This window comes from Methylobacterium sp. 77, assembly GCF_000372825.1.
In the GTDB taxonomy this organism is placed as follows: domain Bacteria; phylum Pseudomonadota; class Alphaproteobacteria; order Rhizobiales; family Beijerinckiaceae; genus Methylobacterium.
In genome coordinates, this window is record NZ_KB910516.1 from 607,212 (window position 1) to 630,020 (window position 22,809).

The following is a 22,809-nucleotide window of genomic DNA, read 5'->3' on the forward strand; positions in this document are numbered from 1 at the left end:
GTGACCGCGCCGAGATCGCCTTCGGCCTGCACCAAAACATGCGCCTTCCAACGTTCGCTCGCGCCCCCTCGGCGAAGGGGCATCTCCGTGCGTAGCGAAGCACGCCCCGGCAAAGATCACCCCCACGAACAGGAATGGCGCGGATCGCTCCGCGCCATTCCTGTTTCGATGGACAGGTCGTCACGCCAGGGCGGGGTTCGTCAGCCTTGCCCGCTCGTCGCCGAGGCCTAGCCAGCGGCGGCGCATCGGCTTGAGAACGAAGTAGGCGAGGATCGCGGTCAGCACGTCGAGGGTGATGATGATCGCGAAGACCGGGAGCCAGGAGCCCTGGACCAGGTAGATCCAGGCCGCGATCGGTCCGCCGAAGAGCGAGCCGATGCCCTGCGCCATGTAGAGGAAGCCGTAATTCGTCGTGGCGTGCTTGGTGCCGAACGTATCGGTGAGGATCGACGGGAACAGCGAGAAGATCTCGCCCCAGGCGAAGAAGACGACGCCAGAGAGAAGGGCGAACGCATAGGGATTCTCGCGGAAGACGAGCAGCAGCGCGATGGCCGCGGCCTCGGCGGCGAAGGCGATGCCCATGGTGTTCTCGCGGCCGATCTTGTCCGAGACCCAGCCGAAGAAGGGCCGGGTCAGGCCGTTGGTGATACGGTCGAAGGTCAGGGCGAAGGGCAGGGCCACGAAGCCGAAGATGATGGCGTCGGCCACGCCGAAGTCGCGGGCGAAGGACGCGAAGTTGGCCACCACCATCAGGCCGCCGGTGGACATCATCGTCATCATCGCGAACATCAGCCAGAATAGCGGCGTCTTCAGCATCTCCCGGGGCGCCGTATCGTGGGTCGCGGTGGCGAGGTTGACCGCCGGGGCGGGCAGGACCTCATCGGCGCGGGGAGCCCGCAGGCCGAGCGCGGCGAGGGCGCCGATGGCACCGAGGACGATGCCGAACACCGTCAGCGTGTGGCGGTAGCCGGAGGCGGTGAGCATGTCGCTGATGGGGAAGGTGCTCAGCATCGCGCCCATGCCGTAGCCGGCGGCGACCACGCCCACGGCGAAGCCGCGGCGATCGGGAAACCATTTCACCATCAGGCCGACGATGCCGACATAGACGATGCCGGTGCCGAGACCGCAGAACAGGCCGTAGGTGGCATAGACGCCCCAGAGCGTGTCGACGCGGGCGGCGAGCACCCAGCCGAGGCCGGAGAGAATGGCGCCGATGGCGATCATCAGCTTCGGGCTAAAGCGGTCGATCAGGTAGCCCTGGACCGGCGAAAAGAAGGTCTGCAGCACGATCAGGATCGTGAAGGTCCATTGCAGCTGCGGCAGGCTCGATCCCGTCGTCGCGATCAGCGGCTTGGTGAACAGGGTCCAGACATATTGGGGGCTGGAGATCGCCATCATGGCGACGAGGCCGAGTCCGAGCTGGACCCAGCGGTGACGGGAGACTGGCGTATCCATTATGCACTCCATGCTGCATGCACGGAGACGCAAAGTGTATACCAGATGCGGTCGACGCGTATTCAGCGCCTCGCGGAGACCAGCCAGCAACCGGCATCCAGAGTGACGGCGCCGGACAGGGCACGATCCGCGAAGTCCTCCGCCACGAGCCTCCGCGCCGTGGCACGGACGGAATCGGGCTGATCGCGCAGGAGCCGTGAGACGGGGCCGAGTTCGATGGCGAAATCGGCGGCGGCTTCCGCTGCGTCCCGGCTCGTACCATCCGCGGATCTGGCGAGGGTGAGTGGCCGGTCGACGGCCTCGACGGTGATGTCGAGGAAGCCGGCTTGCGCCAGGACCGCGCCGATGGTCTCGGATTCGGCGAAGCGGAACGGGCCGGGCGCGTCGGCCGGTGTCGCTTCGGGCTCCAGCACGAGGGGCAGGACCAGGCGCCTCGGCACCGAGATCCAGGGATTCTCCTCCATCCGCCGCCAGCACAGGAAGGTCAGGCGTCCGCCCGGCACCAGGGCCTTGCGGATATTGGCGAAGGCGATGCCGGAATCCTCGAAGAACATCACCCCGAAGCGCGAGATCGCGTGCTCGAAGACGGCGCTGCCGAAATCGTGGGTCTGCGCATCGGCCTCGATGAAGTCGATCGGAGCTCCGGCCAGAGCCTCGATCTCGGCCCGTTCGCGGGCGACGGCGAGCAGGGGCACCGAGAGATCGGCCGCCACCACACGCCCCCTGCCGCCGAGTTGGCGCGCGGCGACGATCGCGCAATCTCCCGCGCCGCAGCCGATATCGAGGAGGGCGCTGTCGACCCGTGGGCGGGCCTCCGCGAACAGGGCGGCGGTGAGGGGCGCGAAGACCGCATCGATCCGGCGCTGGTTGCGAGCCCAGCGCGCCCCGACCTCGCCGTTCCAGTATTCGCGCTGGGTGATTCCGCCATTCGCCATCATGACCCTTCCGTCATTGTCCCGGCCGATCCTACGGCAATCCGGCGGGACGGATCACAGCCCGGCCGAGCCGCCGTCGGAGCGCGGATCGTGGACCGCCTCGATCCGGCCGTTGCCGGGATGACGGATCAGCATGCCGGCATGGCCCAGCGAATCGATATAGGCGCCGCCGAGTTCCTCGATCTCGTGGCCCATCGCGCGAAGCTCGGCGATGCAGGACGGGTCGAACCGGTCCTCCACCTTCACGCTCAGCGATTCCGCGCCCCAGGTCCGGCCATAGAGCAGGCGCGGCGCATCGACGGCATCCGCCGGGCTCATCCCGTAATCGGCGTAGCGGGCGAAGATCTGGGCCTGGAACTGGGGCTGCCCGTCGCCGCCCATGCTGCCGTAGGACATCACGCGCCCGTCGTCGAAAGCGGCCAATCCGGGGATCAGGGTGTGGAACGGCCGGCGCCCCGGCTCCAGCGGATTGACCGCGCCCTTGTCGAGGGAGAACGAGGTGCCGCGGTTCTGCCAATGGATGCCGGTCTTCGGCAGGACGATTCCCGAGCCGTATTCCCAGTAGATCGACTGGATGTAGGAGACGGCGAGCCCGTCCTTGTCGATGGCGCCCATCCAGACCGTGTCGCCGTCGCCCGGTCCCTTGAGCGGCACGGAGGCGGCGCGGCGCATGTCGATCCGAGCCGCCTCGCGGTCGAGGCGCTCCGAGGTCAGGAAACTCGCCGGATCGACGCTCAACCGGTCGTAGTCGGTCACGGTGCGGTCGCGGATGGCGAAGGCGCGCTTCGTCGCCTCGATCAGCCCGTGATACTGCGCCGTGCTCTCCGGCCGGGAGATTGTCAGCCGGTCGAAGATTCCGAGGATGATCAGCGCCGCGAGGCCCTGGGTCGGCGGCGGGAAGTTGTAGATCGTCGCGTCGCGACGGCGCAGAGACAGGGCCTCGCGCTCTCGCGGCGCATAGGCTTCGAGGTCGGCCCGCGTCACCGGAGAGCCGAGGCGGTCGAGATCGGCGGCGATCTCGCGGCCGAGGTCGCCCCGGTAGAAATCGTCGAGCCCGGCATGGGCCAGCTGTTCGAGCGTATCGGCCAGGGCCGGCAGGCGGCGCACGGCGCCGGCGGCGTAAGGCTTGCCCCCGTCGAGGAAGGTCTGCGCGAATCCGGGCTGGTCGTGCAGCGTATCGATCTCCTTCGGCACATAACGCGCCTCGGAGGGCGAGACCGCGCAGCCCTGTCGTGCATGGCGGATCGCATCCGACAGCAGCGTCTCCAGGGGGAGCCGTCCGCCGAGCGCCTTGGCGAGGTCGAGGGCCAGGCGCCAGCCGCCGATGGCGCCGGCCACGGTCAGCGCCGCATCCGGCCCTCGGGAGGGAATCGTCTCATGGCCCTGACTGCGATAACGGCCGACCGTGGCGAGGCTGCCGGCCGGACCGCACGCCTCGATGCCGCGCACGCGACCACCCGGTTCGCGCACCAGCCAGAAACCGTCGCCGCCAATTCCATTCATGTGCGGGTAGACGACGGCGATGGTCGCCGCCATCGCCGCCATCGCCTCGATGGCATTGCCCCCTTGCGCCAACACGATCTGTCCAGCGCTCGCGGCCAGATGATGAGGCGCGGCGACGGCGGCGGAGGAATAGACGGGGGTTTCGGGCATCGGGAACTCGGTGTGAGGGATCGCTGCGAGGATAATGTATTTTTGCGGCGGGTCGACCGCGGCATTCCCCTGCAGGAACCAGTCGCAGGGCATTGCGGCAACGTCGATTTCGGCGCGGGAAGCGCACCCTCGGCGGAGGTGGCGCACGCGGCTTCTAACGAGGCGATCACCCGATTCGTATTAATTTCGCCACACTGTTGTGGCGACGCATCAGGCCATGGCGTGGCTTCGACGTTCCAGAAAATCGGCCGCCGAGGGAGACGACGTCTCCCTGCAGGGCGAGACTGAACCGCATTCCAACCGGGCCGCTCCGCGCGGGCCGGGCTGGGTCGGCGCGCTCGTCGTCTGCACGGCGCTCGTCTCGGCCATCGCGACCTTCCTGATCCTCGCCGGCGTGATCCGTGTGACGCCGACGCCGACGATCGGCCTGACGCTGCTCGGCATCAACGTCTTCCTGGTCCTCGGCCTCTTCGTCATCATCGCCTGGGAGGCGCGGGTCTTCCTGCATGCGCGCCGGGCCAATGCGGCGGTGGCGCGCCTGCATACCCGCATCGTCGGCCTGTTCAGCCTGATCGCGATCCTGCCCACCGTCCTGCTCGCCGTCGTCGCGGCGGTGACGATCGATCGAGGCCTGTCGCTGGGCTTCACCGACCGCGTTCGCGACGTGGTGCTGAAATCGGTCGAGGTGGCCGACGCCTACCAGGAGAACCAGTGCCAGTCGCTGGCCCGCGAAATCCGCATCCTCACCGACGACCTCACCCGGGCACGGCCGAATTTCGACGTGAACCGGGAATGGTTCGAGAACTTCCTGACCACCCGGGCGACCGCGCTCGGCCTGCCCGTCGCCGAGATCATGCGCGGGCCGAACGAGCTCGTGGCACGGGCTAAGATCGACGTCCTGAAAGAGCGCCGGCTGCCCTCTGCCGCCGCCTTCGAGGAAGCGGCCAAATCCAACGAGACGATCTGCCTGAGGCCGAGCGAGGGACGGATCTTCGCCGCCCTGCTGCGGATGCCCGCCTATGACGGGGCCGTGCTGCTGGTGCAGCGCGAGGTGAGCCAGCTCGCCGTCGACTTCCCCGGCGTCTCGCGGGCGGCGGCGGCGGAATACCTCACCTACGATTCGCTCAAGCGCTCGATCCAGATCAGCTTCGCCTCGATCTTCGTGCTGATCGCCCTGATCGCGCTGCTCTCGGCGGTCTGGTTCGGGCTCAACTTTGCCAACCGGTTCGTGGCGCCGATCCGAAGGCTGATCAACGCGGCCGATCAGGTCGCCTCGGGCAATTTCTACGCCCAGGTCCCGGCCCGGAAGAGCGACGGCGATCTCGCCCATCTCGGCGAGAGCTTCAATAAGATGACCCAGGAGCTGCGCCGCCAGCATGACGGGCTGACGGCCGCGAGCGACCTCATCGACCGCCGCCGCCGATTCACCGAAGCCGTCCTGTCCGGGGTCTCGCCCGGCGTCCTCGGCGTCGATGCGGCGGGCATCGTCACCATCGCCAATCCTTCGGTCGAACGGACCCTCGGTCTCGCGGCGGATGCCATCGTCGGTAAGCCCCTGGTCCAGGCGGTGCCCGAACTCCAGGCCATCCTTCCCGAGGGCGGGGAGGGGCGCCTCCGCGCCCTGCAGCAGCAGATCCAGCTGACCCGCGACGGACGCGAGCGCACCGTCACCGTGCGCGTCACCAGCGAGCAGGCCCAGGGCGGTGCCCGTGGCTTCGTGGTGACCCTCGACGACATCACCGACCTCGTCTCGGCCCAGCGGACCTCGGCCTGGGCCGACGTGGCGCGCCGCATCGCCCACGAGATCAAGAACCCGCTGACCCCGATCCAGCTCTCGGCCGAGCGCATCCGGCGCAAGTACGGAAAGGTGATCGTCGCGGACAAGGACGTGTTCGACCAGTGCACGGCGACGATCATCCGCCAGGTCGACGAAATCAAGCGCATGGTCGACGAGTTCTCGTCCTTCGCGCGGATGCCCAAACCCGCGATCGCCCGGAACGACCTCAGCGAGATCGCCAAGCAGAACCTGTTCATGATGCGGGTGGCGCATCCCGACATGGATTTCGGCTTCACCGAGGCCGGTCAGGACCGCCTTCATGCCGCCTTCGACATCCGGCTCCTGTCGCAGGCGATCACCAACATCCTCAAGAATGCCGTGGAGGCCGTCTCGGCCGTGCCCGAAGCCGAGCTCGGCAAGGGCAGGGTCGATCTGCGCCTCCTCGTCGAGGACGGCTTCGCGGTGATCGAGATCACCGACAACGGCAAAGGCTTTCCGTTGGAGGGGCGCCAGCGGCTGCTCGAGCCCTATATGACCACGCGCGAGGGTGGCACCGGGCTCGGGCTCGCCATCGTCAGCAAGGTCCTCGAAGAGCATGGCGGGGGCATCGAACTGAACGACAATCCCGACGGTCGGGGCGGTCGCGTGCGGATGCGCGTGCCGCTCGACACCCAGGAAAAGACGCCGGAGGGTCGCCCCTCCGCACAGGCCGAGAAGGCTGCCGCACCGACGGCGCCCCCAATCGCGGAGATGACGTCATGAGCGCCGATATCCTGATCGTCGACGACGAGGCCGACATCCGCGACCTCGTCGCCGGTATCCTCGACGACGAAGGCCACCGCACCCGCACGGCCGGGGGCTCCGACGAGGCGCTGGCCGCCATCGAGGCGCGCCGGCCCCACCTCGTTTTCCTCGACATCTGGCTCCAGGGCTCGCGCCTCGATGGATTGCAGGTGCTCGACCAGATCAAGATCGGGCATCCCGACCTGCCGGTGGTGATGATCTCGGGCCACGGCAACATCGAGACGGCGGTGGCGGCCATCAAGGCCGGCGCCTACGACTTCATCGAGAAGCCGTTCAAGGCGGACAGGCTCATCCTGGTCGCCGAGCGCGCCCTCGAAGCCTCCCGCCTCAAGCGCGAGGTACGCGACCTGAAGGCGCGGTCCGGCCAGGCGAGCCGGCTCGTCGGCGGGTCCGTGGCGGTCAACCAGTTGCGCCAGACGGTAGAGCGGGTCGCCCCGACCAATGCCCGCGTGATGATCCTCGGCGCGCCGGGATCGGGCAAGGAACTCTCTGCGCGGACCCTCCACGGATCGTCAGCCCGTGCCAGCGGCCCCTTCGTCGTCATCAACGCGGCGATGATCACGCCGGAAACGATGGAGGCGGAACTGTTCGGCGTCGAAGCCGGGGAGGGTCGTGCCCGCCGGGTCGGTGCGCTCGAGGAGGCCCATGGCGGCTCCCTCTACATCGACGAGATCGCGGACATGCCGCGCGAGACCCAGAATCGCATCCTGCGGGTGCTGGTGGATCAGAACTTCCAGCGCGTCGGCGGCACGACGCGCGTGCATGTGGACGTGCGCATCATCTCCTCCTCGTCGCGCGACCTCGCCGAGGAAATCGCTGCCGGCCGCTTCCGCGAGGACCTGTTCCACCGCCTCTCGGTGGTGCCGATCCGGGTGCCGTCCCTGTCCGAGCGGCGCGAGGACGTGCCGGAACTGATCACCTTCTTCATGGAGCAGATCTCGGCCGCGACCGGCCTCGCCCGCAGGCGCATCGCGGAGGACGCCATGGCGGTCCTGCAATCGCATGACTGGCCCGGCAACATCCGTCAGCTGCGCAACAACGTCGAGCGGCTGATGATCCTCACCCATGCCGATCCGGAGCAGGAGGTGACCTCCGAAATGCTGCCCACGGAGATCGGCGCGCTCGTTCCGACGACGCCGAACGGCGCGGGTGGCGAGAAGCTGATGAGCCTCGCCTTGCGTGAAGCGCGGGAAATCTTCGAGCGCGAGTATCTGATCGCGCAGATTGCACGATTCTCCGGAAACATTTCGCGGACCGCCGAGTTCATCGGCATGGAACGGTCGGCACTGCACCGCAAGTTGAAGTCGCTCGGCATCGGACCTTGATGGACGATGCGTCTGCGTCCCCTTGCATGTAGACGACAATGACCGTGTAATAGCCGAGGTTGTCCGGTTTCACCGGGCGATCGGACATTCGAACCGACAAGAACCCGTCAGTCACGGCGGGCATCAGGTTTGCAAGAAGGATTAATAAAAATGGCGGGCGAACGCGCTCAGAATCTGCAGGACACGTTTCTCAACCATGTCCGCAAGAACAAGATCCCGCTCACGATCTTCCTCGTCAATGGCGTCAAACTTCAGGGCGTCGTGACGTGGTTCGACAACTTTTGCGTTCTTCTACGCCGCGACGGCCATTCGCAACTCGTCTACAAGCACGCCATCTCGACCATCATGCCCGGACATCCGGTCCAGTTGTTCGAACCGGACGAGACGGCGCCCGAGAAGGCGTGAGGCAGCGTCGCTAGTCTCCGCATGACGAAACGTCACCGTCCATCAGACGCCGAAGAACGGCTGAAGATCGAACACTGCCCTTGTTTGACGTCGGTAAAAGCCCATTCTCCGGATATTCAGGGGACAGGGTCGAACCACACTTCATGACGCAAATGACAACGCCGGGCGAAGCCCGGCTCCAGGCAATGGCCGCTCCCGAGGGTGAGATCGCGGCTGCGACCCATACGCTGGTGATCGGTCCCTATCTCACGCGTGCCGCCGCCCCCAAAGCGAGCGGGGCACCGGTCCTCGTCACACGCTCCAGCGACGCGAGAATCGACGAGGCGGCAGGCCTCGCCGCCGCGATCGAGCTGGACGTGATCGAAGCGATCATCGCACCGGTCTCGCGCATCCGGCCCTCCACCTATCTCGGCAAGGGCCGCGTCGAGGAACTCGCCGGACGGATCAAGGCCGAGGAGATCGGCCTCGTCGTGATGGATTGCGCCCTCTCTCCGGTGCAGCAGCGCAACCTGGAAAAGGCCTTCGGCTGCAAGGTCATCGACCGCACCGGTCTCATTCTCGAAATCTTCGGCCGGCGAGCCTCGACACGCGAGGGCACGCTGCAGGTCGAGCACGCCCATCTCGCCTACCAGAGAAGCCGGCTCGTGCGGTCCTGGACCCATCTCGAACGCCAGCGCGGCGGCTTCGGCTTCCTCGGCGGCCCCGGCGAGACGCAGATCGAGGCCGATCGCCGGATGATCCAGGAGCGGATGACCAAGATCGAGCGCGAGCTCGACAGCGTGACCCGCACCCGCGGCCTGCATCGCGAGAGCCGCGCGCGGGTGCCGTACCCGATCGTGGCGCTCGTCGGCTACACCAATGCCGGCAAGTCGACGCTGTTCAATGCCCTGACCAAGGCGGAGGTGATGGCCAAGGACATGCTGTTCGCCACCCTCGACCCGACGGCGCGGGCGACGAAGCTGCCGCACGGCGAGACGGTGATCCTGTCGGACACGGTGGGCTTCATCTCGGAGCTGCCGACCGCGCTCATCGCCGCCTTCCGCGCCACGCTCGAGGACGTGATCGAGGCCGATATCCTGCTTCATGTCCGCGACGTCAGCCACGTCGATTCGGAAGCGCAGGCGGAGGATGTCGGCGACGTGCTGCGGGAACTCGGCATCGAGACGACGGCGGAGCGAATCATCGAGGTCTGGAACAAGGCCGATCTGCTCGATGATTCGGAGCGCACCCGCCTGCTCAACCTGAGCGCCCAGGGACGAAGCGACCGGGACAGCGATGTGCCGATCCTGGTCTCGGCCCTGACCGGGGAAGGCTTGGCGGCCTTGTCGGGACGAATCGAGGCGCGAATCGCCAAGCGGCGCTCGACCTTCGCGGTGACCCTGGCGCCCGAAGACGGCGCGGCACTGAACTGGCTCTACGAAAACGCGGAAGTGCTGGACCGTCGCGCCGAGGAGGAGGGCACCATCCACCTCGCCATCCGCGTGGCGCCCGAGAAGGAGCCGCGCTTCCTCAACCGTTTCTCCAGCGCGCGAAAGCTGAGCCGGGCGGAGTAGCGGAGCGCATCCGCCGGTCCGGACGTAAAAAAGCCCGGCTCCTGAAGGGCCGGGGGTGAAGTTTCGGGTCTGAAACCGCTCCGAAGGGTGGATGGCACTCTTCGGAGTCGGCAGGAGCGACGTGGCTTACGGCTGCAGCACGCTGTTGATGACGTGGATCACGCCGTTCGACTGCATCACGTTGGCGATGGTCACCTTGGCGGTGTTGCCCTTGGTGTCGGTCAGGTACACGGCCTTGCCCTTGGTCTGAACCACGAGCGGCGTGCCCTGCACGGTCTTGATCTGGCCTTCACCGCCACCGTCCTTGGCGATCTTCATGAGGTCCTTGGCGGTCAGGGTGCCGGGGACGACGTGGTAGGTCAGGATCGAGGTGAGGGTCGCCTTGTTCTCGGGCTTCACCAGGGTCTCGACGGTGCCGGCCGGCAGCTTGGCGAAGGCGGCGTTGGTGGGCGCGAAGACGGTGAACGGGCCGGCGCTGGCCAGGGTGTCGACGAGGCCGGCGGCCTTCACGGCGGCGACGAGGGTGGTGTGGTCCTTCGAATTGACCGCGTTCTCGACGATGTTCTTGGAGGCATACATCGGAGCGCCGCCGACCATCGGGTTCTTGGCGAGCGCGGCCACCGGGAAGGCGGCGCCCATGGAGAAGGCGAGCGCGACGGCGGCGATCGTGGAAGCCATGGGGCGACGGGCGTGAGCGTTGGTCATGGAGCGTTTCCTCTTGGACTGATGCCCCTTCGAGGGGGGTCATCGCTCGTTACGGAGCGCGGAAGAGGAAAGTTTCGGAAGAGCTGGAAAAAGTCGCGGTGAGCCGGTGGATCGCGCCGTTCGAGCCGCCGGCGGGGCCGGGACGACTTGCTGCTCCGATGACGACTTGCTGCTCCGATGACGACTCGCGCCCGATCCCATCGACGAGCCACGGACATCGACGACCAGGCAAACGAAAGCCCGTCCGACCAGAAGGTCGGGCGGGCTTTCGCGATTTGCGTAGCGGCGAGGATGAACCTCGCCGCATGGCTCGTGATCAGTACGTCTCTGATCAGTACTTGCGGATGATCGGCGCGGCAGCGGCGACCGGGGTCGGCGAGTACAGCGGAGCGATGATGCGGAACCAGCCTTCGGTGGCTTCGCCGGCGCGGGTCGCGGAAGCGACGGTACGGGCGCCGTAGGCCTGGACGGTGAACGGTCCGAAGTCGTAGCCGATGAGGCCACCCATGCGGAAGTAGCCGCGGTCGCCAGCAGCAAGGCTGAACGCGCTGGTGTCGAAGTTATAGGTGCCGTAACCGATGGCGCCGATCTCGAACTTGCCGAACTTCTTGGTCGCGGTGAGGTCGAGGTTGAGCGAGTCGGAGATGTTGAACGGACCGAAGGTGTTGCCGAAGCCCACCGTGTTGCCGCCGCCGGAGAAGCGACCCGGCGAGTCGTAGACGTTGGCGGTCAGGTTGGCGGTCAGGTTGTAGCCATCACCGGTGTAGCTGCCGGCAACGCCGAAGCGGTAGGTGTTGGAGGACAGCTGGCCGAGGACCGGAGCGCCGGCAAATGCGCCGTTGTTCTGCACGAGAACGCCGCGATCGCCATTGAGGTCGTTCAGGTAGGCGCCGCCGAGCAAGCTGACGCCGAAGTTGTTGCCGAGATCGAAGGCCCAGATGCCGCCGACGAACGTACCGACGTTGATCGAGAGATCCTTGATGCCCGTGGGGCCGCCGCGCTTGCCGAAGGCAAAGACGGTCGGGGGAGCAACGAGCAACTCGATGCGGCCGCCGAGCGGAACCAGCGGGGTCGACCAGACGAGCACGGGAATGTTCACGCCGACGTCGACGGCACCGACGTCGTTGCTGCGGTACACGAAGGTGTTGAGGGCGTAGATACCCTCGGGCAGCGGAGCGCCGGTGGCGAGGCCGACCTGCTCACCGGGAACGGTGGTGGTCTGAGCGTAAGAAGCCGTAGCAGTCATGCCCATGGTGAGCGCGAGCGCTCCGGTGGCAAGCCAGTTCTTCGTCATTTTCTATGTCCTTCCCAAGGATTTCAGGCGCCCGCCACGCAGTCCTACGAACCATCTTGCTGTTGCGCTGCGTTTTCGCAGCTTGTTCGCAACCGGTTCGTAGGGCCCCCCTTGCGGCCCGAATTCGTGTCTCAACGCTCAGAACTATTCTACAGGACGGATCGGATTGACAGTCCAATGCTTGGGATCGAGGCAGTTCCAAATCGACCGTTGCGGAAAAGCCGCAATTTGGGCGCGGTGCAGCGCAAGGTTTTGTTAACTTTATCAGCAGGAAACCGCCGGGCATGGCGTCGCATTAAGCAAGGCGTCGGCAAAATAGCGCTGAATGGTCAAGCTGTTGCGCCAGACCGGGCGACCGGGACGATTGCGCAACGGGATATGGCGGCTTGCGCAAGCCGGAGCGACCGGAACCGGGCTTCGTCCAGGGCCTGTGCGCCGCAACAAGCCCCTCGTCGCGCGCCACGGTCGAATCAAGCTTGGCCCGGACGGGACGCGGCGCCTATTCCGCCGCGTCCCGTCCCTTGGACGCGATCTCGGCGAGGGGCCGGCGGGCCAGCACGTCGCGCAGGAACCGGCCGGTATGGCTCGCCTTCGACTTGGCGATCTGCTCCGGCGTGCCCTCGGCGACGACGACACCACCGCCATCACCGCCCTCGGGACCCATGTCGATGACCCAGTCGGCGGTCTTGATGACCTCGAGGTTGTGCTCGATCACCACAACGGTGTTGCCCTGATCGACCAGTTCGTGGAGCACTTCCATGAGCTTGGCGACATCGTGGAAGTGAAGGCCGGTGGTCGGCTCGTCGAGGATATAGAGGGTGCGTCCGGTCGCGCGCTTCGAGAGTTCCTTCGAGAGCTTCACCCGCTGCGCCTCGCCGCCCGACAGGGTGGTGGCCTGCTGGCCGACCTTGACGTAGCCGAGGCCGACGCGGGCCAGCGTCTCCATCTTCTCGCGGATGGTCGGCACCGCCTTGAACAGGTCGGCCGCCTCCTCGACGGTCATGTCGAGCACGTCGGCGATGGAATGGTTGCGGTACTTCACCTCCAGCGTCTCACGGTCGTAGCGGCGGCCCTTGCAGACGTCGCAGGTGACGTAGACGTCCGGCAGGAAGTGCATCTCGATCTTGATGACGCCGTCGCCCGAGCAGGCCTCGCAGCGCCCGCCCTTGACGTTGAAGGAGAAGCGACCCGCCTGGTAACCGCGCGCCTTGGCCTCCGGCAGACCGGCGAACCAATCGCGAATCGGGGTGAAGGCGCCGGTATAGGTCGCCGGGTTCGAGCGCGGGGTGCGGCCGATCGGCGATTGGTCGATGTCGATGACCTTGTCGAGATTCTCGAGTCCCTCGAGGCGGTCGAACGGGGCCGGGTGCTCCATGGCGCCGTTGAGGGATTTGGCCACCGCCTTGTAGAGCGTGTCGATGATGAGGGTGGACTTGCCGCCGCCCGAGACGCCCGAGACGCAGGTGAAGGTGCCGAGCGGGATATCGACGCTGACGTCCTTCAGGTTGTTGCCGCGGGCACCGACGAGGGTCAGCTTGCCCTTCTTCGCCTTGCGCCGGGCGGTGGGCGTGCGCACGCTCATCTCGCCGGTGAGGTATTTGGCGGTGAGCGAGGCCGGGTTCTTCAGCACCTCCTCCGGCGTACCCTGCGCGATGATCCGGCCGCCATGGATACCGGCGCCCGGGCCCACATCGACCACGTAATCCGCCTGCAGGATGGCGTCCTCGTCGTGCTCGACGACGATCACCGAGTTGCCGAGGTCGCGCAGGCGCTTCAGCGTGCCGAGCAGGCGCTCGTTGTCGCGCTGATGCAGGCCGATGGAGGGCTCGTCGAGAACGTAGAGCACGCCCGTGAGGCCCGAGCCGATCTGCGAAGCGAGGCGGATGCGCTGGCTCTCGCCGCCCGAGAGCGAGCCCGAGCCGCGGGCGAGGGTGAGGTAGTCGAGGCCGACATCGACGAGGAAGGTCAGCCGATCGCGGATCTCCTTGAGGATGCGGAAGGCGATCTCGTTCTGCTTGTCCGTGAGCTTGTCGGATAGTTCCGAGAACCAGCGATGCCCCTCGCGCACCGAGAGCCCGGTGACCTCGCCGATATCCTGCAGGGCGACCTTGACCGACAGGGCCTCGATCTTGAGCCGCTTGCCGCCGCAGGAGGCGCAGGGAGTCTCGCTCATGAACCGGGCGATCTCGTCGCGCGAGGCGTCGCTCTCGGTCTCCTTGTAGCGCCGTTCCAGATTCGGGATCACGCCCTCGAACGGCTTGTTCACCTCGTAGGCGCGCATGCCGTCATTATAGGCGAAGCGGATCGACTCACGGCCGGAGCCATAGAGGATCACCTTGTGCGCCGTCTCCGGCAGGTCGGACCAGGGCGATGTGGTCTTGAAGCCGTAATGCCCGGCCAGCGCGTCCAGGGTCTGACCGTAATAAGGCGAGGTCGATTTCGCCCAGGGGCCGACGGCGCCGCGCTTGAGACTGAGCTTGACGTCCGAGATCACGAGCTCGGGGTCAATCCTCATCTCATGGCCGATACCGCCGCAGGTCGGGCAGGCTCCGAACGGATTGTTGAACGAGAACAGCCGCGGCTCGATCTCGGCGATGGTGAAGCCGGAGACCGGACAGGCGAACCGCGAGGAGAAGGTGATGGTCTCGCCCTCGGACGGATCGGCGAACTCGATCAGCGCGATGCCGTCGGCCAGTTCCAGAGCCGTCTCGAACGAATCGGCGAGACGCGCCGCGATGTCGGAGCGCACGACGAGGCGGTCGACCACCACGTCGATATCGTGCTTGAGCTTCTTGTCGAGCTTCGGCGCGTCATCGATCGGGTAATACTCGCCGTCGATGCGCAGGCGCTGGAAACCCTTCTTCTGGAACTCGGCGATCTCCTTGCGGTACTCGCCCTTGCGGCCGCGCACCACCGGAGCCAGGAGATAGAGCCGGCTCTTCTCGGGCATCGCCAGCACCCTGTCGACCATCTGGCTGACGGTCTGGCTCTCGATCGGAAGCCCGGTGGCCGGCGAATAGGGGATGCCGACCCGCGCCCAGAGCAGGCGCATGTAATCGTAGATCTCGGTGACCGTCCCCACGGTGGAGCGCGGGTTCTTCGACGTCGTCTTCTGCTCGATGGAGATGGCCGGCGAGAGCCCGTCGATCTGGTCGACATCGGGCTTCGACATCATCTCGAGGAACTGGCGGGCATAGGCCGAGAGCGATTCGACGTAGCGGCGCTGGCCTTCCGCGTAGATCGTGTCGAAGGCGAGCGACGACTTGCCCGAGCCGGACAGGCCGGTGAAGACGACCAGCTTGTCGCGCGGGATCGTGAGATCGATGTTCTTGAGATTGTGCTCGCGCGCGCCGCGGACAGCGATGACACGGCGATCCTGAACTCCGTCGAACAGCTTCTGAAGCTTGGCGTCGTCCGCGGCATCGGCATGCTTCGCGGCGGCTTTGGCTCTGGCCATGAGGTCTCTTCGCGGTGGGATGGGCGAGCGGCGGCACCGGAACTCTCGCCGGATATCGGGGAATATGTCGTCCGCCCAGGCGGGATCGGCAAGTGCCAGTTCGGCATGCGGGTGCCGGGCGCCGAGATGTCATGCGTTCAGTGCAGTATCCACGTACGGATCGGACCTGTCAGACTCGCGAAGCGTATTCGGAAAGCCGTCGACAAGCATCCGGAGCCGGACTGGTGCAACAATGAATTTTGCGCAATCGAAACGCTGCGTATTCAGATTTGATCGCCCAGCCGATGCACACGCAATCGATCAGATTTATCGAATGAATGCACGGATGAGTTTCAGATTTAACGATTTATTATGTCGCCACAAACAAAATGAATGCATAACGCAGGCGACATCGATCTCGAAGCAAGAACCCGTCGTCAAGCTCAGATCTCATCTGCGATCCTCGCGATCACCGTCCGACGAGAAGAGTCAAACACCATGTTCAATGGCTGGGGCACGTCGGCAATCGAAGCAAAAGCGAAGCTCGATGCCGTCGATCGTTCGAACGGGATCATCGAATTCGCCCTCGACGGCACGATCCTCATGGCCAACCAGAACTTCCTCGATGCGGTAGGCTACACGCTGGACGAGATCAAAGGCCGTCATCACAGCCTGTTCGTCGAAGCGGATGAGAGGAACAGTCCCGACTACCTGCAATTCTGGGCCGATCTGCGCACCGGACGCTTTCAGGCCGCGGAGTATCGTCGGCTCGGTAAAGGCGGTCGGGAAATCTGGATCGAGGCGTCCTACAACCCCGTCCTCGACCGGAGCGGAAAACCCTACAAGGTGATCAAGCTCGCGACCGACGTCACCCGACGCAAGATCGAGGATGCGGATCGCAAGGGCCAAGTCGAGGCGATCGGCAAGTCCCAGGCGGTGATCGCGTTCGACCTCGACGGTACCATCCTCGACGCCAACGACAATTTCCTGACGGCTCTGGGTTACACGCTGCCCGAGATCGTCGGCCGGCATCATCGGCTCTTCGTGGAGGAGACGGCCAGGGAGGGCGCGGCCTATGCCGAGTTCTGGAATGCCCTCAAGCGCGGCGTGTACCAGGCCGGGCAATTCAAGCGAATCGCGAAGGACGGCCGCGAGATCTGGATCGAGGCATCCTACAACCCGATCCTCGACGCGAGCGGACGGCCCTACAAGGTGGTGAAGTTCTCGACCGACATCACCGCGCAGATCACGCTCCTCACCGATCTCAAGCTCATCATCGAGCGGAATTTCAGCGCCATCGACCAGGCTCTCGCCATTTCCAGCGATGCCTCGTCGTCAGCCACCGACGCGGCTCAGTCGACGGCCGAGAACGTGCAGACCGTGGCTGCGGCAGCCGAGGAACTGGCAGCCTGCGTCGCGGAAATCTCGCAAAGCATGGCGAAATCGCAGGAAGCGACGGACGAGGCCAGCATCCAGGTTCAGGCGGCCGGGCACTTCACGCAGCAGCTTTCCGATGCGGCCACCGCCATGGGCGGCATCGTCGGCCTGATCCGCACCATCGCCGGCCAGATCAATCTGCTGGCGCTCAATGCGACGATCGAATCGGCCCGCGCCGGCGAGGCCGGTCGAGGGTTCGCCGTGGTGGCGCAGGAGGTGAAGAACCTCGCCAATCAGGCGGCCCGCGCCACGGAGCGGATCACCGGCGAGATCGACAGCGTTCAGACGATCTCGAAGCAGGTCGTCGCCGCCCTCGGTACGATCGGCACTTCGGTGGAGACGATGCGCGATCACGTGGTCTCGACCGCTGCGGCGGTGGAGGAGCAGAGCGTCGTCACCCGTGACATGTCCTCGAACATGCAGGTGGCGGCAGGCGCGGTCAGCACGATCGCGCAGAATGTCCGCGGCATCTCCGGATCCGTCCTCAGCGTCTCCGACGCCGTCGGCACGACCAAGAACGCCGTTCGGGTTCTGGCCCGCTGACAGCGCCCCATCGCAGGACCTGCGGCCGGAGCGATCGCGCTCCGGCCCGTTGACGGGCGTACCGGGCGGCGTCTTTCCGTCTAAAGGCCGCCCTGAAAGCCGCATAACGGCGCGACGACCCTGCAGATCAGGCCGCCCGGCTCGTAATCGATGGAGACCTCGCCACCGACGGCGCCGGCGAGCCCGCGCTCGATGAGGCGCGAGCCGAATCCCTTCCGGGTCGGGGGCTGGACCGGCGGGCCGCCCTGTTCGGACCATGTGATGTGGATCGTGTCGTCCCCGCCGACGCCCGCCACGCTCCACTCCACGATCACCCGGCCGTCCGGTCGGGACAGGGCACCGTACTTGGCCGCATTGGTGGCGAGTTCGTGCATCATCAGGGCGAGCGACAGGGCCGCCTTGGAGCCGATGACGATCTCCGGCCCCGACAGGTGGAACCGGCCGGGCTGGTGGTCGTCGTGGAGGGACAGCGCGCTCGTCACGACGGCCGACATTCCGGCACTCTCCCGCTCTCCGGTCAGCAGGATATCGTGGGCCTTGCCGAGGGCGATCAGGCGCGCGGCGAGAGCGTGTTTCGCGGCCTCGATATCGGTGACGTTCCGCAGGCTCTGCGAGGCGATCGCCTGAACCATCGCGAGCGTGTTCTTCATGCGGTGGCTGAGTTCGCGGTTGAGGATGCGCTGCTGCTCGTCCGCCTCGATCCGGGTCAGACCGCTCCAGGCCCGCTCCGCCACTTCCCGAACGAAGACGATCTCACCGTGGGTCCAGGCGCGCGGGGCCGATTCCGTCGCGTAGAGAACGCCGACGAGACGGCCACGCTGGAGCAGGGGCACCGAGATGACCGCCCGCACGCCCCGGGCGATGTAGAGTTCCGCATCCGCCTCGAGATCGGACGCGCTGCCGAGATCGGCCACCGCCAGCACCTCTCCGCGCCGGAGGCTGGCGATGCTGACGGGAAACTCCTCCAGCCTCAGGGTTCGCGTCGGAAGCGCCGCTCCGTCGGACGACCACGCATGGGCGACCGTCACCAGCCCCGCCGCGAGGTCGACCGTGCCGTAGCCGGCACTCGTCGTGCCGAGGGTCCGGCCCAGGATCTCGGCCGTCATGGTCACGACGTCGGCGTTCGAGCGCAGGTCGCGCAGACGGTCACCGAGGCTGATCAGCGCTTCGCGGCGCGCATCCGCCAGCTTCTCCTCGGTAATGTCCTCGATCATCGCGGTGGCATGGACCGCATCGCCCAACGTCTGTGAGACGAGGTTGACCCGAGCCCAGATGATCCGGCCGTCCCGCCGCCGGTAGCGCTTCTCGAAGCGGTCCTGCATGGTCTCGCCGGTGGCCAGACGCTGGTGCAGGGCCTCGCGCTGCGCGGCATCCTCGCTCGGAGTCCACTGGGCGAGGGAGCGCCCGACGATCTCGGATTCCGGAGCGCCCCAGATCTCGCAGAGCTTGGCGTTGACCCTCAGAGCCAGGACGCTGCGGGGATCGAACTGGACGATCCCGACATTGGCGCCCTCGAAGACCGCGCGGAACTGCGCCTCGAGCTGGCTTCGCACGGTGACGTCGAGCATCGCACCGATCATCCGCAGCGGCGCGCCCTCCGCATCTCTGACGAGATGGCCGCGATCCAGCACCTCCGCGTAGGACCCATCCCCCTTCAGGAAGCGATACTGGTGGTTCCACTTGTCCACGCGCCCTTCCAGCACGGCGTTCAGGCCGGCGGAGACGACGGCGCGATCGTCGGGATGGATGTTGCCGACCCACCAGGCGGAGCCGGGGCCGACATGATCCGGAGGCCAGCCGTAGGCTGTCTGGAGCGCCTCGCTCCAGACGATGGCATCGCGCTCCAGATCCCAGTCCCAGACCACGTCGTTGGTCGCCGCGGCCAAGAGCCGGTAGCGTTCATCGGCCGATCGCCCATCGATGGGAGACGGTCCATCGGGAGCTTCCCCCGTGCGGATGGCGACTTGCCCGTCGATGCTGTTATGCCCGTCGATGACATCTTGCCTATCGATGGCACCTTGCCTGTCGGCGGTGATGTCCCGGACGACGCCGACCATGCGCGAGGGGCGACCGTCCCGGAACGCGCAGCGGCCCCTGTCGGCGAACCAGCGGACGGGTTCCCCGTCGCGTCCGCCGATGCGGTATTCGGTGGCGAAGACGCCGTCGCCCGCAGGATCGAGACACGCCTGAAACGCGCCGTCGACGCGGTCGCGGTCGTCGGGATGCAGGCGGTTCAGGAAATTGTCGGTGAAGCTGACCGGCCCTTCGGCGAAAGCGCCGAACATGCCGCGCAACCGCCCATCCCAGTACATGCTCCCGCGCGGAAAATCGTAGTCGTAGACGCCGATGGCAGCGGCTTCCAGCGCCAGAAGCAGGCGCGAATCGTCACCGCCGTCGATCGGATCGACGGCCATCGCCAGTGCTGGCGACGCAAGATCGCGACGGCTCCTTCGGCGGGGTGGAGGTGCGTTCGCGGTGGTCATCGGATGCGGGTCTTGCTCCGGCACTCGCTGTCACATGAGATGCCGTGAGATCGCGCATCGGACAAGTCTGGCCGCGAGCTTGCGCAAGATCATCCCGCTCTCCCTGTCACTCATGTCGGATCAACACCTGAGCATCGTCGGCACGTCCCGAACCGAACCACCTCGTTCGCCCCTGCCGTCATGCGATGCCCGCCTCTCCTCAGACCGCTTCCGCCGACTGGACCGGGTCTGTCTGGCGCGGCTGGGTCGGCGGATCGACGAAGAGCATGCGGCCGTCTGCATCGTAGACGGCGCCGAGGACGGTCTCGAAATGGCTGACCACGGCGCCGTGGCACTCGCAGGCCACCTGCTGGATTTGGGCTCGATTCAGGATGGTGATGCGTCCGCGGCCGACCTCGATCAACCCCTGCACCTGCAGAGTCCGCAGGATCCGGGTCAGGTAGGTGCGCTGGACGCCGAGCATGTTGGCGAGGAGTTCGTGGGTGACCGGAAGCGCGTCGGTGCCGATCCGGTCCTGCAGTGTCAGCAGCCAGCGCAGGCAGCGCTCCTCGATCGGGTGGAGGGCGTTGCAGGCCACCGATTGCAGTACCTGCCCGAGAAGGCAGTCGGCGTAGCGGGTAAAGAGGTTGCGAACGGTCGTCGAGCGCTGCTTGGCATCCTGCAGCCTCGCCGCATCGAGCCTCAGGACCGGTCCGCCGATCTGCACCAGAGCCGTGCTGAAGGCCGGCAGGCGGCCATGGCTGACGACCCCGCCCACGGCGCCCTCCCGCCCGATCGTGGCGGTTTCCGCGCTTCGACCGTCACGCATGGAGACGATCAGCGTGATGACCGTCTGCTCGCAGGGAAACGAGATCAGCGAGACGCTCGATCCGGCGCTGAACAGGGTATCGCCGCGTCGGACGACGGCAGGTTCCAGATAGGGAATGAGAAGTCCCCGATCTTCGGGGGAGAGCGCCTTCAGGAGGAGATTGCCTTCGATGAAGGACTCTGTCGACGGTAGCATCGGATACGCTGTGTTCACCTTCTGTATCGTTGCATATCGTACCGGCGTCGCAACGTCTGTCTATTCATATACCGAACGCTTGAGAATATCGTCTCCGTGACACGATTTGAGGCTCCGGAATGCCCTGCGGACCGCCGGAGCGCGGCTCGTCCGGGCGGCCGCCGCTCGCATCGCGATCAGGCAGCCGAGCCGTCGCGGCTCCGGTTCAGCCCTGACCGGCTTCGTCGCCTTCGCCGATGCAATCGAGCGCCCGCTCCACCGCCCTGACCGCATCGCGCAGATTCCGCACGGTGTGCTCCATTTCCCGGCGCGGGCGGCCCATGGCAGCGGCGCGCTCGGTGACACCCTGCAGAAGCTCCAGGGCGGCGAACAGATCGTCGGCAACCGCGACCACGTCGCTGATCTGCGGGGCCGGGACGGCTCGGGGGCGGGCGAAGGGGACCACGTTGTTCATGTCGGACAATGTGTCGCCGATAGCGGGGCGGAGCACCAGATCCAGCAGCGGCCATTCCCCACGATTGAGGCTCCGAAGACCGACTGTCGTGGAGTGTAGTGAGCGTTTTCGTGGCGCGGGAACATCACTCTGCCGGTAAGCTGAGACGGTTCGTTATCCTTGTGCTTGACGCGACTGCCTCCCCGGCACCACGACAGGGCCGATCGGTCCAGCAGGACCAGCAGCCCAGGAACCTCCGATGCGTCCCAGTGCCTTCATCGTCGCCGCCAGCCTGCTCTGTGCCCTCGGCGCCTGCAACAGCGCCGACCGCAGCGGCCTTTCGGACAGCTTCAGCGTCGAGAACTACCGCCGCTCGAACGACACCAACGGCACCCAGACCCGCCGCGACGTGAACCGCCAGTACACCGCCCCGTCGATGCCCTCGATCATCAACCGCGGCAGCTGAGGCGGTCCCTCAGTTCTTCCCGAGGGCGTCCGCGAAGGCGATCATGCGGTTGCGGGCGTAGGTAGGAAGTCCGGCACTGATCGAGGTGCCGGTATTGAAGGACGAATTGCCCATCAGCACCTGCGCCGGCAGGAGGTTCTTCAGCACCGGCACGCGGGCATATTCCTGCTTGCGGTCGAGGACGTCGGCCTTGATCGCGAGGGCCATATAGGTCGTGACCACGGTCTTGCCGGGATCGTTCGGCATCGGCTGGAACACGGCCAGGAACTTGCCGAAGCGCAGGATCTGGTTGACCCAGAAGATCGTCTGTTCGAGGCCGCCGGCCACCGGCGTATCGATCCTGGTGAGCGCGCCGAGGCTCGAAGCCTCCGAGGCCGGCAGGGTCCGCAATTCGCTCTGGAACGAGACGAACTCGGCGACTTTCTTCGAGGCACCGTCTTCCAGCTTGTTGGCGAGCTTCACCCCGAGCGGCAGCTTCCCCTCGAGGTCGTAGCGGGATTCGATGCAGGCGGCGGCGCCCTCGCACCAGGCCCGGTCGGGGCGCCGGGCGAAGGCGGCGGCCGGGTCCTTGGTCGGCGTCACGTCGGCGGGGTTCAGGGTCTTGTGCTTGATGACGGGGTCCATCCTGGCGACGAAGCCGAGATTGGCGAAGGCCGAGAGATCGATCGACTCGGCGGGTTTGGCCACCACGAACCGACCCTGCGCCACGTAGACCTTCAGGGTCTCGTGCCGCTGCTTCGAGACGCCGTTGAGGGTCACGGTGTAGTCGGGCTCGGCATAGGCGGGGTAGGGCGCCAGCGCCGCCTGTTCGGCCGGCCGTAGCTTCCGCCATTCGAGATAAGGCGTCAGGCCGCTCTCGGGGTTCGACGGCGTGTCCCGGTGATCGGTGAACAGGATCGTGCCGGGCTTGAGGCCCGCGACGCCCGACGGCTCGATCGCGGCCACCTCCTTGATCCGGTCGGCGGGAACCTGAAGCTTCATCCCCTCCTGCGCGGAAGCCGGCGCGCCGAGCGCCAGGGCGTGAACGAGGAGAAGAGTCTGGGCAAGGACACGTGTCGCCGGAAGCTGCGTCTTCACGTCGGGGCCTCGGTTGCTGAGGAAG

Annotated in this window: 16 protein-coding genes; 6 read left to right on the forward strand and 10 right to left on the reverse strand. The window is 66.3% G+C overall.

Translation table 11 applies throughout. The features are described 5' to 3' along the window. Nucleotides 1-180: 180 nt before the first annotated feature. The 3 genes from oxlT to A3OK_RS0102860 form a co-directional block, all read right to left on the reverse strand. A complete protein-coding gene (oxlT, locus tag A3OK_RS0102850; protein ID WP_019903423.1) occupies nucleotides 181-1,455 on the reverse strand; it encodes an oxalate/formate MFS antiporter in 1,275 nt (424 codons plus the stop codon). Nucleotides 1,456-1,517: 62 nt separating this feature from the next. Then, nucleotides 1,518-2,393, reverse strand: coding sequence for a class I SAM-dependent methyltransferase (locus A3OK_RS0102855; RefSeq protein WP_019903424.1), 876 nt, complete (start codon nucleotides 2,391-2,393; stop codon nucleotides 1,518-1,520). Nucleotides 2,394-2,444: 51 nt separating this feature from the next. Continuing rightward, on the reverse strand, nucleotides 2,445-4,043 hold the full coding sequence (locus A3OK_RS0102860) for a gamma-glutamyltransferase family protein (RefSeq protein WP_026596870.1): 1,599 nt from the start codon (nucleotides 4,041-4,043) through the stop codon (nucleotides 2,445-2,447). Nucleotides 4,044-4,260: 217 nt separating this feature from the next. Between A3OK_RS0102860 and A3OK_RS0102865 the strand changes: the two genes are divergently transcribed. From A3OK_RS0102865 to hflX, 4 genes are all read left to right on the forward strand, one after another. Then, nucleotides 4,261-6,582 carry a PAS domain-containing sensor histidine kinase gene (locus tag A3OK_RS0102865; RefSeq protein ID WP_036302500.1) on the forward strand — a complete coding sequence of 774 codons (2,322 nt, stop codon included), beginning with the start codon at nucleotides 4,261-4,263 and terminating at the stop codon, nucleotides 6,580-6,582. Beyond that, nucleotides 6,579-7,949 (forward strand): sigma-54 dependent transcriptional regulator, encoded by a 1,371-nt coding sequence (locus A3OK_RS0102870; protein WP_019903427.1) that lies wholly within the window; start codon nucleotides 6,579-6,581, stop codon nucleotides 7,947-7,949. Before A3OK_RS0102865 ends, A3OK_RS0102870 begins: the two co-directional genes overlap by 4 nt. Nucleotides 7,950-8,099: 150 nt before the next feature. Beyond that, entirely contained in the window at nucleotides 8,100-8,354 is a 255-nt protein-coding gene (gene hfq / locus A3OK_RS0102875) for an RNA chaperone Hfq (protein WP_003600267.1), read from the forward strand. A gap of 143 nt (nucleotides 8,355-8,497) precedes the next feature. Beyond that, complete coding sequence (gene hflX, locus A3OK_RS0102880) at nucleotides 8,498-9,907, forward strand: GTPase HflX (protein ID WP_026596871.1); 1,410 nt, start codon at nucleotides 8,498-8,500, stop codon at nucleotides 9,905-9,907. Between the two features lie 126 nt (nucleotides 9,908-10,033). On the opposite strand, the gene A3OK_RS0102885 is transcribed toward hflX, so the two are convergent. The 3 genes from A3OK_RS0102885 to uvrA all read right to left on the reverse strand — a co-directional run bounded on the left by A3OK_RS0102885 (nucleotide 10,034) and on the right by uvrA (nucleotide 15,363). Next, complete coding sequence (locus A3OK_RS0102885; protein WP_196805415.1) at nucleotides 10,034-10,612, reverse strand: fasciclin domain-containing protein; 579 nt, start codon at nucleotides 10,610-10,612, stop codon at nucleotides 10,034-10,036. A 331-nt stretch (nucleotides 10,613-10,943) separates the two neighbouring features. Beyond that, nucleotides 10,944-11,906, reverse strand: coding sequence for a transporter (locus tag A3OK_RS0102890; protein WP_019903430.1), 963 nt, complete (start codon nucleotides 11,904-11,906; stop codon nucleotides 10,944-10,946). Nucleotides 11,907-12,405: 499 nt separating this feature from the next. Beyond that, nucleotides 12,406-15,363 (reverse strand): excinuclease ABC subunit UvrA, encoded by a 2,958-nt coding sequence (gene uvrA / locus A3OK_RS0102895; protein ID WP_019903431.1) that lies wholly within the window; start codon nucleotides 15,361-15,363, stop codon nucleotides 12,406-12,408. 477 nt (nucleotides 15,364-15,840) lie between these two features. On the opposite strand from uvrA, the gene A3OK_RS0102900 reads away from it, so the two are divergent. Next, the gene (locus A3OK_RS0102900) at nucleotides 15,841-17,322 is read left to right on the forward strand and encodes a PAS domain-containing methyl-accepting chemotaxis protein (RefSeq protein ID WP_019903432.1); all 1,482 of its coding nucleotides are present in this window, start codon (nucleotides 15,841-15,843) and stop codon (nucleotides 17,320-17,322) included. Nucleotides 17,323-17,402: 80 nt separating this feature from the next. Here A3OK_RS0102900 and A3OK_RS0102905 read toward each other — a convergent pair whose 3' ends face one another. The 3 genes from A3OK_RS0102905 to A3OK_RS0102915 form a co-directional block, all read right to left on the reverse strand. Then, nucleotides 17,403-19,736, reverse strand: coding sequence for a PAS domain-containing protein (locus tag A3OK_RS0102905; protein ID WP_019903433.1), 2,334 nt, complete (start codon nucleotides 19,734-19,736; stop codon nucleotides 17,403-17,405). Nucleotides 19,737-20,004: 268 nt separating this feature from the next. After that, on the reverse strand, nucleotides 20,005-20,808 hold the full coding sequence (locus A3OK_RS0102910) for a Crp/Fnr family transcriptional regulator (RefSeq protein ID WP_019903434.1): 804 nt from the start codon (nucleotides 20,806-20,808) through the stop codon (nucleotides 20,005-20,007). A gap of 205 nt (nucleotides 20,809-21,013) precedes the next feature. Next, on the reverse strand, nucleotides 21,014-21,298 hold the full coding sequence (locus A3OK_RS0102915) for a hypothetical protein (protein ID WP_348625421.1): 285 nt from the start codon (nucleotides 21,296-21,298) through the stop codon (nucleotides 21,014-21,016). 202 nt (nucleotides 21,299-21,500) lie between these two features. Here A3OK_RS0102915 and A3OK_RS0102920 point away from each other — a divergent pair, with 202 nt between their 5' ends. Beyond that, nucleotides 21,501-21,707, forward strand: a complete 207-nt coding sequence (locus A3OK_RS0102920; RefSeq protein ID WP_019903436.1) for a hypothetical protein — start codon at nucleotides 21,501-21,503, stop codon at nucleotides 21,705-21,707. A gap of 9 nt (nucleotides 21,708-21,716) precedes the next feature. Here the strand turns inward: A3OK_RS0102920 and A3OK_RS0102925 are convergent, their stop codons facing one another. Then, on the reverse strand, nucleotides 21,717-22,688 hold the full coding sequence (locus A3OK_RS0102925) for a hypothetical protein (protein WP_245259403.1): 972 nt from the start codon (nucleotides 22,686-22,688) through the stop codon (nucleotides 21,717-21,719). Between the last annotated feature and the right edge of the window lie 121 nt (nucleotides 22,689-22,809).

Bases quoted from the DNA above. Each gene is read 5' to 3' on its own strand.
- A3OK_RS0102870 (WP_019903427.1), top strand. From the start codon at position 6,579: ATGAGCGCCGATATCCTGATCGTCGACGACGAGGCCGACATCCGCGAC.
- A3OK_RS0102890 (WP_019903430.1), bottom strand. From the start codon at position 11,906: ATGACGAAGAACTGGCTTGCCACCGGAGCGCTCGCGCTCACCATGGGC.
- A3OK_RS0102925 (WP_245259403.1), bottom strand. From the start codon at position 22,688: ATGAAGCTTCAGGTTCCCGCCGACCGGATCAAGGAGGTGGCCGCGATC.
- A3OK_RS0102910 (WP_019903434.1), bottom strand. From the start codon at position 20,808: ATGCTACCGTCGACAGAGTCCTTCATCGAAGGCAATCTCCTCCTGAAG.
- uvrA (WP_019903431.1), bottom strand. From the start codon at position 15,363: ATGGCCAGAGCCAAAGCCGCCGCGAAGCATGCCGATGCCGCGGACGAC.
- A3OK_RS0102905 (WP_019903433.1), bottom strand. From the start codon at position 19,736: ATGGCCGTCGATCCGATCGACGGCGGTGACGATTCGCGCCTGCTTCTG.
- A3OK_RS0102920 (WP_019903436.1), top strand. From the start codon at position 21,501: ATGCGTCCCAGTGCCTTCATCGTCGCCGCCAGCCTGCTCTGTGCCCTC.
- A3OK_RS0102855 (WP_019903424.1), bottom strand. From the start codon at position 2,393: ATGATGGCGAATGGCGGAATCACCCAGCGCGAATACTGGAACGGCGAG.
- hfq (WP_003600267.1), top strand. From the start codon at position 8,100: ATGGCGGGCGAACGCGCTCAGAATCTGCAGGACACGTTTCTCAACCAT.
- A3OK_RS0102885 (WP_196805415.1), bottom strand. From the start codon at position 10,612: ATGACCAACGCTCACGCCCGTCGCCCCATGGCTTCCACGATCGCCGCC.
- A3OK_RS0102865 (WP_036302500.1), top strand. From the start codon at position 4,261: ATGGCGTGGCTTCGACGTTCCAGAAAATCGGCCGCCGAGGGAGACGAC.
- oxlT (WP_019903423.1), bottom strand. From the start codon at position 1,455: ATGGATACGCCAGTCTCCCGTCACCGCTGGGTCCAGCTCGGACTCGGC.
- A3OK_RS0102860 (WP_026596870.1), bottom strand. From the start codon at position 4,043: ATGCCCGAAACCCCCGTCTATTCCTCCGCCGCCGTCGCCGCGCCTCAT.
- hflX (WP_026596871.1), top strand. From the start codon at position 8,498: ATGACGCAAATGACAACGCCGGGCGAAGCCCGGCTCCAGGCAATGGCC.
- A3OK_RS0102900 (WP_019903432.1), top strand. From the start codon at position 15,841: ATGTTCAATGGCTGGGGCACGTCGGCAATCGAAGCAAAAGCGAAGCTC.